Below are 12,020 nucleotides of genomic sequence, written 5' to 3'. Positions count from 1 at the left end.
CTTTCACACTGATCTTTCATAGCTTCTATCTGTGGTTTTTGAGTTTTTATCCGTCACTCTTACGTTTCTATCCGTCTCCCTTCTTAAAGCTCATATAAAAAGAAAAACCCCTTTGACAAAGGGGTTTTGGGAGTATAAGACATCAATAAATAAGCCTATTTGGATATACATTTTTTCCATAGACTAGTATCTTATTTGTTCTTCTCCCATCCAGACTATCACTGTCGGTTTTGGATTTGCACCAAATCAGCTTGCGCTCACGGACTTTGAATTGCTTCATCACCGCCGATTGGGAATTTCACCCTACCCCGAAGAACATCTTCTATTCAATTGATTGGCTAAATAAAAAAACTCCCCAACATATTTGCGGGAAGTAGTGTCATAAATGCATAGTTAAATAGACCTTCTAAATTACATTGAATTTAAAAAGCTCGCACTTATACCCTTCTCCCATCCAGACTGTTACTGTCGGTTTTGGATTTGCACCAAATCAGCTTGCGCTCACGGACTTTGAATTGCTTCATCACCGCCGATCGGGAATTTCACCCTACCCCGAAGGATCATTTTATTTAGCTAGTTCTTACGATAACACTATTTAATTATATTATCTATACTTCTGTTTGTAATTTTTTTAAAAAGGGGCCACCTCTTGCTATAGAGGTGGCCCCTAAATCCTTTAATGGCTTATTTTTTGAACATAATCATCATAATTTCCCGAAAAGGCCGTCATCCCAGTTGGTGATAATTCAAGCAATTTATTGGCTAGCTTATTAAGAAAATAACGATCATGAGAAATGTATAATAAGGTGCCATCAAACTGCAATAGCGCCTCCTCCAATACTTCCTTACTAAATAAATCAAGATGATTGGTCGGCTCGTCCATTATAAGTACATTGGCTTTTTGCAAAATAAGCTTTGCTAACGCTACACGTGCTTTTTCCCCACCGCTAAGGGAGGCTATCTTTTTAAATACATCCTCTTTCGTAAATAAAAAATTACCGAGTACTGATCGTATTTTTGCCTCTTCCATTGAAGGGAAAGTACTCCAAACCTCTTGTAATACCGTATTATTAGGATGTAATGTCTCTTGCTCTTGATCATAATAGCCGATTGTCACACCATTTCCCCATGTGATAACGCCACGGTCCGGAGACAATTCATGTAATAACGCCTTCAAAAGCGTTGATTTCCCCACACCATTTGGACCTACTAATGCGACCCGATCGCCTCTATCCAATGAAAACTCAATATCTTGCAATAATATTTTTTTGCTATCTTCTAGCTGATAGGAGAGCACTACATCTTTTACCTTCAACACTTCTTTATGAGATCTCTTATCTGTAGCAAATGTCATTTGTGCGTGTTTTAGATCCTTCTGAGGCTTTTCAAGACGATCTATTCGTTCAAGCTGCTTCCTTTTGTTCTTAGCGCTTTTCGAGGAAGTAGCCATCGTAATATTCCGCTCAATATAATCCTCCATTTTGGCGATTTGCTGCTGTTGCATCGTATATTTTTTTTCCATTAATTCGCGATTTTTCGCCTTGCTTTCCACATACTTCGAATAGTTACCGCTGTATGTTGTTCCATGGGTGCGTTCAATCTCATAAATTTTATTGACAAGGGCATCTAAAAAGTAACGATCGTGCGAAATAACAATAATAGCTCCCTGATAGCCACGTAAATAGCTCTCAAGCCAATTTAAAGTCGCAAAATCCAAATGGTTAGTTGGTTCATCTAACAGCAACAAGTCCGGCTGCTCTAGTAAAATTTTAGCAAGTGCCAGCCTAGTTTTCTGTCCACCACTTAATGATTCGATAAGTGTGTTTGTTGGGATGCTACCAAAGCCCATACCATTTAACATACTATTTATTTTTGCCTCAACATCATAGCCTCCTTGCTGTGAAAACCAATCTGATTTGCTGGCATATTTCGTCATTATTTGTTCCAGCTTTTCATGGTCATTTATGCAGGAAGGCTCACCCATCTGCATTTCCAGCTCTCGGAGTTCCTTTTCAGCCTCTTGAAGCTCAGTAAATGCCCCAAGCATTTCAGTCCAAATCGTATGGTCTGACTGCAACCCACTATCTTGTCGTAAATAGCCTAGTTTCATTCCCTTCCCTATAAAAATATCGCCTTCATCATAGGGAAGATCCCCTGTAATGATCTTTAGTAACGTTGATTTTCCTGCCCCATTTACACCTATAAGTCCAATCCGATCGCCACGTTCTATTTTCATGGTTATCTTTGAAAGAATCGGTTCTCCCAAGTAGCTCTTACTAATTCCATTTAATTGAAGTATCATTTTTTCAATCTCCTTATTTATTTTATCCATTACTACTAAGCGAATTGCTCAAGAAATAAATGGACATATAAGGTTACACATCACTTTTCACTCCTTTCAAACACAAAAAAGGCGCCGTCATAAAACGGCACCTTACAAACATCCCTATGAGAAAAAGGGTATGTTAAATTTTATAATTAAACAAAAAAAGCGCCGTTACGAACCGGCGTCTAGCAATCTATACATCCCATTTAATTGGATGTCAATCAGTAAGAAATAAAGAAGGCAAAAAGCAACCGGAACCTGCATCGATATGAAATTTGCTTAAAAAAGGGCACACTTCTCCCTTAGCCAGCAAATCCCCACAAAGATTGTAAGATTTTACCTCTACTTCAGTTAAACCTTTCGCACAAACAGTTTCCATTACTTCGCCCTCCTTTCGAATTTATAGTATTAAATAATCTATCATATTTTTTACTAGAATACAAATGTCCTCCCGCTTTTTTATAGCATAAATGCCTTGGAATCTATCATTCCTATCGTTAAACTTGAGAATATATTGGAACTTACAATTCTTAAAATCGTTCCTGTACAAGTGACTATTCAGTCCACTAGTTTGGAGGTCATTCCATTGCACTATTTAAAAAACATAACGTATAAACAACGTATTTTCTATGCCTTGTTATTACTTGGCTGTGCACTATCTATTTTTTTCGTTCATCATAATGAACAATTTTATGATCGACCTATTGCTGAAATTCTGAAAGTCAAAGTGACAGATTCTGAGCCAATAACAGATATGTATGAGAATGAAGATATGTTGTATACACAGCAAATTAAAGCCGTACTTAAAAATGGGCAGCACAAAGGACAAACGATTAATTTGAAGAATGACTATTCTTCATCTGGTGCCTTTGATCAAGAATACCATGTCGGCAATGAAATCTTTGTCGCCATAGACGCACATTCAACACAATCAGAGTTAACGGGCACCATTCTCGATTTGAAACGAGATCAAACAATTATGATGATTGCTTGGATTTTTATCCTTGTGCTACTCATCATTGGTAAGAGACAAGGTTTATTTGCCATTATTAGCTTAGTCGTAAATGCCTGCATTTTAACATTTGCATTAGACCTTTACGTAAAGCATGGCAGCCTCAATTTATTATTTATAAGTGGGGTTTGTGTCCTATTATTTACCGTTATTTCCTTGTTACTGATTAGTGGTTTGAATACGAAAACATATGCAGCCATTATCTCTACACTTCTAGGGACAATGATAGCCCTCATAATTAGCACAGCTGTGATGTGGCTGACGGGGGAAAATGGTCTACGCTATGAGGAAATGCAATTTTTAACACGTCCCTACCGAACCGTCTTTATGGCTGGTTTATTTATTGGTTCACTTGGGGCTGTTATGGATGTTGCCATTACGATGTCCTCTTCTATTTTCGCCCTATACGAACAGGATTCTCGTATTTCTTTACAAGCTTTAAAAGCATCCGGTCATGAAATTGGAAAAGACATTATGGGCACCATTACAAGCATTTTATTTTTCGCGTATATTTGTGGCTCCATACCAATGGTCATACTCTATTTGAAAAATTCTTCAACATTAGGACTGACACTATCTTTGAATCTTTCATTAGAGCTAGCTCGTGCACTTGCAGGAGGCATTGGAGTCGTCCTCACCATACCGATTAGTCAATATACCGTTATTTTTTTCATTAATCGAAAGAGGGTGAAAGCATGAATGTCATCGTTGTATTGGCAGGCATTTTATGTTTCTTAATGGTGGTAGTCGGAGGAAAGCAAGGCTTACGCTCATTTCTATCTTTATTTTTAAATTTCGGCGTGCTTTTTGTGACTATTTTTCTTATGACAAACCCTAAAAACAGCCCTATTGTCCTGACGTTTATTGCGTGCACTGTTATCAGTTGCATTAGTTTGTTTTATATTAATAAAACGAATAGTAAAACCATTACAGCGTTTATTTCTACAATGGTGACGATCGTTGTTTTATTACTTTTTATTACGTTAGTAACGAAAAAAACGATGATTCAAGGCTTTGGCGAAGAATCAACGGAGGAAATAAGTATTTTTTCTCTCTATATTGGTGTGAATTTCGTGCAGATAGGGGCATCGGTCATTATTATGAGTACAATTGGCGCCATAATGGATGTTGCCATTTCCATCGCGACTTCGATGCATGAAATTTTTTATCGTAATCCTTCGATTAGTAGAAAGTCACTGTTTACCTCTGGATTAAGTATTGGAAGAGACATTTTAGGAACCGATACAAATACTTTATTTTTTGCTTTCTTTGGTGGCTATTTAAGTTTATTAATATGGTTTAAGGATCTTTCTTATTCTATTGGTGAAATCGTCAATTCCAAAGTCTTTAGCGCAGAAATGATGACGATTTTTTGCGCTGGCATCGGCATTGCCCTCATTATTCCTATCGCTTCCTCCGTCAATGCTTATTATTTAGTCAAAACACGAGAAAAAGTAGAATAATACTCGCATAGATACCAGACCTATTACCTTAGCGTGATAGGTCTGGAAATACGTATCGCTCCCCTATTAATTTCGGTCCAATTACTTCATTATTTCATAGCTTTCAGCCAAACATATTATCCTTCGCTAGTCTAAATGATACAAGCTGTGTTAATCCTTTAGTATCAGAGATAAAGCTAAACATTCCAAATATCCATTGATTTTTGTGACACCTTCTTTTGTTACATGATTTCCGTTGCAAACGCCGCATTTTCTGATAATATTTACCATATGATGTTTACAGACCTTTTATTTTGATTGTTGTTCCATGTTTCATGACCCAATCAATTGCCCATTACATGTAACATTTTTAAGCATAAAACGTCAATACAACTAGATGATAAAGGAGAAAGTTTGCCATGAAGCATATAATTTTTGATTTTGATGGAACGCTGGCAGATTCGACCGCCGTGTTTGCATCAGCATGGAATACGTTAGCACAAAAATATAAATTTAAAGGAATTGAATTGAAGGAAATTGATACATTAAAAAAATTATCGATTTCAGAACGTAGTAAATTATTTGACTTCCCCATGTATAAATTACCTATGATTTTACCACAATTTTACAAATTGTATCGCCAATCTTTAAACGATGTTCATCTTTTTGAAGGGATGAAGGAAGTTTTGCTCGAAATTGATAAAAGAGGGTATAAGATTATAATTATATCTTCCAATTCGAAGGAAAATATTTTAGAGTTTCTCAAAATGAATGGCATTCACTGTGTTGCAGATGTCCTTTGCTCCAATCGTATTTTTGGCAAGGATAAAGTCATGAAGAAGTTTTTAAAGGAATCGAATGTTTCAGCAACTGAAGTGGTATATATAGGGGATGAACAAAGGGATATTGTAGCATGTAAAAAAGCTGGAGTACCTATTATTTGGGTGGAATGGGGCTATGATGCCATTGAAGTTATACAAAATGAAGAGCCAGAATACAAGGTAGCAACGCCTGAGGAAATTTTAGAGATTATTTAATAGAAGGATAATAGCCCTTTACTGGCTATTATCCTTTCTATGTTTAAACTTTGATTTCGCTAATATGCATTAACTTTTCAGCTGTCTGATTTACCCCTTTATACGCATCACTTAATTCATGCATACTCGTCGCAAATTGCTGGGTAAACGCAGCAACTTGATTTGCGGAAGCATTCACCTGATCAATCGATTGTTTAATGCTTTCTAATTGTTTCGTAATACTATTCGCACTTTCTGTACTGCTTTGGGACATTTTTTGTATTTCAGATGCAACAACTGCAAAACCACGACCATGCTCCCCTGAACGTGCCGCTTCAATCGATGCATTCAATCCAAGAATTTTAGATTTCATCGCTAAGTCTTTTACTAATTGAACAATTACATTAATTTGTTCAATATCACCTGCCATTGATTCGGAGAAATTTGATAGTGCCCCTAAACGATTGGAAACATCTATACTGGCTGTAGCTAATCCTTCATTTGTGGCAGTCATTTCTTCAACCGCACTCGAAAGATCCGTCGCCAATAGACGCATATGATCCATTTTTTCATTGGAAATGATGGCACTTACTACACCTATAATTTGACCTCCATCAAAAATAGGCTGTGCCGAGGCGATATAGGCCATACCAAACCCCTCTGCTCCTCGTTCCTCTTTAACGAATCGACCTGAACTCAACGCGATTTCCGTTGCTGTTCCTCGATATTTATGTACAGGCTCACCTACACCTACCTTCAAGTCAACATGCTTCCCCGGCTTATAGGCCAGTACTTTTTCAGTGTCTGCCACTATGACACAAGCATCTTCTGGGTATGTTGCCTGATATAAATCCATCGTCTCTATGACGGCCATGAGTTTTGGATGCATTGTCTGTCCCCCTCCCCAAATATTTACTAACTATTCAATTTTAACTATATCATGACACTTATAAAAAGACACCAACGTCCTATGGTGTCTTTTCGCAGTATTAACCCTTTGTCAATATTTCTACATATTTTTCAGCAGTTCGTATGTCGATCGTCAAAAAATCTTTTCCATAGGTAGTTTGAATTAAAAATGGAACATCACTAGTGTTCTGAAACCTAAAATCCAAGCTTCCATAGGCAACCGTCGCATCCCTTCCTTTTGGCACATATCCAATATCTAGAGAATGATGGTGACGTTCTACATACTTGACTTGTAGCTGATCCACTGCATTAAAGAGGGTCGAGGAAGTTTGACAAATACCCCCACCAATCCCCATTACCACTTTTTTATTAATAATTTCTGGTGCAGGCTGATAGCCATTTGCCTCATCTCGAGGTCCAACCATCGTATTAAATGAAAAATGGTCACCACTACCCACGATAACATTATTAATAGCCTCAGCAGAAAGCTCAATATTTTTATTTCTTCCCAGATCAGCGCTATTAAAATAAGTCGTATAGGATGCTACAACGACCTCCTCTAAATAAGGAATGTCCTCAAAAGAATAACCACTTTGCGTCAAATAAAGAGGTATCTCCACTTGACCACCAGTCGCAGAGGCTGCCAGAATTTTCTCTACTAATTCACTTTCTTTTAAAATCATTTGTGGCCTTCCCTTGATTACTTTTCCTTTTTCATCCAAACGATCAAGCATCATTCGCTGGTCATAGCCTTCCACTTCATCCGTCCCTCTTGCTATTTCCTTTGCTAACTGCTCAATATGCTGCTGATAGACATGCATATTTGTCTCATAGCCGCTATCCTTTGGTGAAATGGTTTCAATGATCTTCTTTGTATTAGGATCTACAATCTCCACAAGAGTCGGCCCCGGCCCCTTTTGTGGAACTTGCTCATAGGTAACAGGCTTTTTCATTTCTTCGATTGGCTGTTTTAAAGGTTGATTTTCTTGCTCTAGACTTTGGTCGTTGTTCATATTTTTTTGACAACCTACTAGTCCCACCATACATAAAACACAAAATGCGTAAACTAACTTCCTTTTCAACATATACACCTACCTCTATGGTCATACTACAGAGACATCTTATTCATATATTGTTTATAGTGTGTGGTTTTTGTAGATATTTATTTGTTTGCCTGACAAAATGAAACTTCCGCATCTGCTTACTATGAAAGATCACAGTGAATTAGGTAGGCTTTTTATTATGTAAAGCTGGGATAGCTTGGCATCAAGACATGTTTAAACAAACGACCGCTACCCCAATATGATGTTCAACAATTATTTTGTTGAAACTTTTCAGCTACCAGAACATTGGTGGATGAAATTAACTGCCTTTATTACAGGCTATAAACAAATTACCCCTGTATCTATACCAGTCGGTCCATTAAATCCTGGGATTACATCCACTACCATATTGGTTGCTATATCTATGACAGACACTGTATTGTCCGTTTGATTTGTGACATATGCAAAAGTGCCATTCGGCAAGATCGTTACTTGGTCAGGTGAAGATCCAACAGGGATTGTTGCTATCACCATATTGGTCGCTGTACTGATGACAGATACGGTATCACTACCTTTGTTGACGACATACAAAAGTGTTCCATCAGGTGTAATGGCTGATCCTACAGGTCCAGTTCCTACAGGGATTGTACCAACGACTGTATTGGTTGCAACATTAATGATAGAAACATTATTGCTATTTTCATTTGTAACATAAGCAAATTGTCCATTTAATGTGAAGATAATTGATCTTGGGCGAATTCCAACAGGGATAGTAGCAACCACCATATTTGTCGCTGTATTTATAACAGATACACTCCCTGAATTTTCATTTGCCACGTAAGCAAACGCACTATTCGGCGTAAAGGCGATACCTTGAGGTTGAAGCCCTACTGGAATAGTAGCCGTGACAGTATTTGTCGCTGTATCTATGACGGATACAGAGTTAGCGCCTAATCCGTGATTGGAGACATAGGCAAGGGCACCATTTGGTGAAATCGCTACACCAAGAGGCTCACTTCCTACTGGAATCGTAGTGACTACCATATTTGTCGCTGTATCAAAAACTGTGACATTATCGGAGAAGAGTGCTGGCACATAACCAAACGCACCATTTGGTGTGATTGCTACTTCTAGTGGAGCTGTTCCTACTGGAATGGAAGCAACTATCGTATTGGTTGCTGTATCGATCACTGATACTCTGTTATCAGGAGTTGCTAACTGTCCAGCGTCTGTTACATAGACAAGATAGTGACAAGTCGGTGGTACTGGTAAAAATGGGTGCTTACAACGACAAGGGCAACAAAAACCGCAGCAATGGCAATGACAACCTGGATTTGATTTAAACTTGATCCTAAAAAATTTTTGTTCTTTTCCCACACTGAACAACCTCCCAGACATATATGGCTACTATATGCCCACCAAACTGGGTTTCTTGTATATTCACCTATTTGAACTTCTGTGAAATGTGTAGTTTAGTTGTTTACATGAGATGCCAAGCACTTTTAGTTTTTTTTTGCGTGAGGGCAGATAGGCTTTGTACCATGTTGAAATGGATCATGAAAAAGAGGAAGAACGATGGACTCAGTTTTGAATGTCCACTACCATTACATTTAGACACCAAAAAAGCAATGAAAGTTGGAAATGATAGGACTATTAACATACGAAAAAATGATAATAGTTTAGTACAATGAAAATTGTGGAACTTTTCTGAACTAAAGGAGGAAGTTAAGATGCCTCAAACATTATTATCTTCTAAAATAACAATGCCACATCATTCACCCACTTTAATAGAAAGAACTCAATTATTCGATTTATTCGATCAATATATACATGTTAAATTAACGATTTTACGAGCTCCAGCGGGATATGGAAAAACCAGTATACTAACTAGCTGGTTGAAAAATAAAAAAGAAACCACTGCATGGGTTTCCCTAGATGCTGCTGATAATGATCCGATACGTTACTGGACATATATTTTACACGCTATTGCTAGGTCTTCTAAAAGTGAAATAGATCAGATTCTTACACCGCTCCTCAACTCGCAGGACCCTGCAACACTTGAATTTTTTATCTATTCTCTGTTAGAAGAAATGAATGCCATCCAACAGCCCATCTCGATTGTACTAGATGATTATCATGTCATAGAAAATCCAGTGATACATCAACTCATGACACAATTCGTAGAATATTTACCTAGTCATGCCCATATCTATATGTCCTCTCGTTCCGTCCCTACACTACCAATAGCTAAGTGGCGAGTGAAGCAGTGGATACATGAAATCCATTCGGGACATTTACGCTTTACGTTACAGGAGGTGAAGCGATTTTTTTCCTGCAAACATTTACCTACTCTCAACCACCAACAGCTGCAAGCTATTTTAGATAAAACTGAAGGTTGGGTTGCCGGATTATTGTTAACCAGCTTTGCGCATGACCCTGATATAGAAGCTTTGGAAGAAGCCGCACAGCCCTTTATTTCAGAATTTCTATGGCAAGAAATTATTCATAATCTACCTTCTGAAACACAACAATTTTTGCTGCGCACTTCCCTATTGCAGGAGCTGGATCCTGCTATTTGTGATCAATTGACCAAACAGACAAATAGTCTTGAACAATTGGAACATTTAGAAGCAAAAGGACTTTTCACCATTCGGCTGCAATCCAAACAGCCCATATTCCGTTACCATCATTTATTAGCGGAAGCATTGCAAATGGAATTAACAAGACAATTTTCGAAGCAGGACATACATAATCTCGTTCTAGAAACATCTCAATTCATTTATGACCAAGGGGATTATATTTCTGCTATTGAATTAGCACTTAAACATGGACAATATGACCTAGCGACGCCATGGATGACCGATCATCTTGTTCAGCTTTTTTTATCAGGTCAAACAGCAACGTTTATGCGGTGGTTGCACCAGCTTCGTCATGACCAATATAAAGTCTCTTATGAAATGCTCGTCATTGGCTTTTTGACATCGATTTCAACCACCGAAGTTGAAGCAGCGTCATCTCTTATGGAGGAACTTGAATTGCGGCAGCTGACTGAACAATGGATGGAGCAAGAGGAACATGCGGCCATGACCTATATTTATGAAAGCGCAAAGGCTTTTGCTATCGTTGCCGCTGGTGGTGATTTACAGTTAGTGGAACAAATTATGAGAAAACAGCTCGCCAAAGGACATATCCCTTCTAGATGGGATCATGTGCCTATTCCCTATAATAGTTTTGAATATAAGCTTTTACGAACAAGCATTGGCTCAAAAGGAAAACTTCAAACAATGGAACAAGGAGCAGTCATAAGTGAGCTTTTTCGAGAAACGTCTTTACAAACAGCTAATGTAACTGCTTTTAGCTATGGTGTTGCCGCCGAATCATTGTATGAACGCAACCTAATACCGTTTACGCATAAAGAAATAGAAATGGCACTTAAGCTTGGCCATCAATTACAAGATCCTGGATTATGTATCCCCATGTATCTCCTGAAAGCAAAAATCTATATCCAGCAACATCAAATAAGTTCAGCTGTTGCTATGCTGACCCAGCTATTAGAGGATGTGACGGAAAAGCACTGGCGTACATCTATACAAATTATGCAAGCCTACTGTCATATTATTGCAGGCGATCGTCATCAGGCTGAGTTGATCTTACAGTCTACCCAATCAAAGCAACCATTCTGGCTCTTAGTACACGCCCGTTTACTATTATTGAAGGAAAAGCCGAACGAAGCCTTAACGAGCTTGATTCAGATAAAAATGAAAGGCCAGCAGGAAGAGCAAATTGCTACAATTATTGAAGCCACGATTCTTGAAGCTATTTGTCAATACCGACTAGGTCACCAAGAACTTGCCTTAGAAACTTTACACGAGGCTTTCGAACTCGCAGCACCCTTCTATTATGTTCGATCCTTTTTAGATGAAAAAGATTTAGAGCCGCTATTAGAAATTTATTTCAAACAGCTTCATCAACGATGGGAATCCATACCGACAGTTTATTTTAGTTATCTGAAAGAAGGTACAGCATTTCCTACAAAAGCTCCATCAATGCTGACACAACGGGAAAAAGATATTTATGATTTGCTAGTAGATGGTATAACTAATCGTGAAATCGCTAAGCGTCTGCATTTATCAGAAGGCACTGTTCGTGTTTATTTATCTACAATTTATAGTAAGCTAGGGGTCAATTCACGAGCCAAGGCGATTGCACTCAAAAAACATTAAAGCTCCTAAAAGGCATCGGTGACTGACACGGATGCCTTTTGGTATAAAG

General features: G+C 38.1%; 8 protein-coding genes, 1 pseudogene and 2 riboswitches. Of the genes and pseudogenes, 4 read left to right on the top strand and 5 right to left on the bottom strand.

Features of this window, described 5'->3' with window-relative positions; all coding sequences use genetic code 11:
- Window positions 1-194: 194 nt before the first annotated feature.
- Window positions 195-320: riboswitch (FMN riboswitch) on the bottom strand.
- A 118-nt stretch (window positions 321-438) separates the two neighbouring features.
- A riboswitch (FMN riboswitch) is annotated at window positions 439-564 on the bottom strand.
- 112 nt (window positions 565-676) lie between these two features.
- Window positions 677-2,302, bottom strand: a complete 1,626-nt coding sequence (locus KVT27_RS04475) for an ABC-F family ATP-binding cassette domain-containing protein (protein ID WP_233300899.1) — start codon at window positions 2,300-2,302, stop codon at window positions 677-679.
- A 241-nt stretch (window positions 2,303-2,543) separates the two neighbouring features.
- Window positions 2,544-2,705 (bottom strand): hypothetical protein, encoded by a 162-nt coding sequence (locus KVT27_RS04470; RefSeq protein WP_008176578.1) that lies wholly within the window; start codon window positions 2,703-2,705, stop codon window positions 2,544-2,546.
- A 207-nt stretch (window positions 2,706-2,912) separates the two neighbouring features.
- Between KVT27_RS04470 and KVT27_RS04465 the strand changes: the two genes are divergently transcribed.
- The 3 genes from KVT27_RS04465 to KVT27_RS04455 all read left to right on the top strand — a co-directional run bounded on the left by KVT27_RS04465 (window position 2,913) and on the right by KVT27_RS04455 (window position 5,817).
- On the top strand, window positions 2,913-4,037 hold the full coding sequence (locus KVT27_RS04465; RefSeq protein ID WP_217580818.1) for a YibE/F family protein: 1,125 nt from the start codon (window positions 2,913-2,915) through the stop codon (window positions 4,035-4,037).
- The gene (locus KVT27_RS04460) at window positions 4,034-4,801 is read left to right on the top strand and encodes a YibE/F family protein (RefSeq protein ID WP_036147691.1); all 768 of its coding nucleotides are present in this window, start codon (window positions 4,034-4,036) and stop codon (window positions 4,799-4,801) included. Before KVT27_RS04465 ends, KVT27_RS04460 begins: the two co-directional genes overlap by 4 nt.
- 398 nt (window positions 4,802-5,199) lie before the next feature.
- Window positions 5,200-5,817 carry an HAD-IA family hydrolase gene (locus KVT27_RS04455; protein WP_036124664.1) on the top strand — a complete coding sequence of 206 codons (618 nt, stop codon included), beginning with the start codon at window positions 5,200-5,202 and terminating at the stop codon, window positions 5,815-5,817.
- A 43-nt stretch (window positions 5,818-5,860) separates the two neighbouring features.
- On the opposite strand, the gene KVT27_RS04450 is transcribed toward KVT27_RS04455, so the two are convergent.
- The 3 genes and pseudogenes from KVT27_RS04450 to KVT27_RS04440 form a co-directional block, all read right to left on the bottom strand.
- Window positions 5,861-6,685: a methyl-accepting chemotaxis protein gene (locus KVT27_RS04450; protein ID WP_036124662.1), complete on the bottom strand. Its 825-nt coding sequence runs from the start codon at window positions 6,683-6,685 to the stop codon at window positions 5,861-5,863.
- 100 nt (window positions 6,686-6,785) lie between these two features.
- Complete coding sequence (locus tag KVT27_RS04445) at window positions 6,786-7,748, bottom strand: VanW family protein (RefSeq protein WP_200878335.1); 963 nt, start codon at window positions 7,746-7,748, stop codon at window positions 6,786-6,788.
- Between the two features lie 339 nt (window positions 7,749-8,087).
- Window positions 8,088-9,026, bottom strand: a pseudogene (locus KVT27_RS04440) (beta-propeller fold lactonase family protein); the annotation flags it as partial.
- Between the two features lie 452 nt (window positions 9,027-9,478).
- Here KVT27_RS04440 and KVT27_RS04435 point away from each other — a divergent pair.
- Window positions 9,479-11,971, top strand: coding sequence for a winged helix-turn-helix domain-containing protein (locus KVT27_RS04435; RefSeq protein ID WP_036147689.1), 2,493 nt, complete (start codon window positions 9,479-9,481; stop codon window positions 11,969-11,971).
- The last annotated feature ends 49 nt before the right edge of the window (window positions 11,972-12,020 follow it).

The organism is Lysinibacillus sp. GbtcB16, assembly GCF_019091145.1.
In the GTDB taxonomy this organism is placed as follows: Bacteria; Bacillota; Bacilli; order Bacillales_A; family Planococcaceae; genus Lysinibacillus; species Lysinibacillus fusiformis.
Note: the sequence above shows the minus strand (reverse complement) of the source record. Positions and strands in the feature narration are given on the sequence as shown.

Coding starts and splice junctions, on each gene's coding strand:
- KVT27_RS04435 (WP_036147689.1), top strand. CDS start 9,479: ATGCCTCAAACATTATTATCTTCTAAAATAACAATGCCACATCATTCA.
- KVT27_RS04470 (WP_008176578.1), bottom strand. CDS start 2,705: ATGGAAACTGTTTGTGCGAAAGGTTTAACTGAAGTAGAGGTAAAATCT.
- KVT27_RS04450 (WP_036124662.1), bottom strand. CDS start 6,685: ATGCATCCAAAACTCATGGCCGTCATAGAGACGATGGATTTATATCAG.
- KVT27_RS04460 (WP_036147691.1), top strand. CDS start 4,034: ATGAATGTCATCGTTGTATTGGCAGGCATTTTATGTTTCTTAATGGTG.
- KVT27_RS04475 (WP_233300899.1), bottom strand. CDS start 2,302: ATGATACTTCAATTAAATGGAATTAGTAAGAGCTACTTGGGAGAACCG.
- KVT27_RS04445 (WP_200878335.1), bottom strand. CDS start 7,748: ATGGTGGGACTAGTAGGTTGTCAAAAAAATATGAACAACGACCAAAGT.
- KVT27_RS04455 (WP_036124664.1), top strand. CDS start 5,200: ATGAAGCATATAATTTTTGATTTTGATGGAACGCTGGCAGATTCGACC.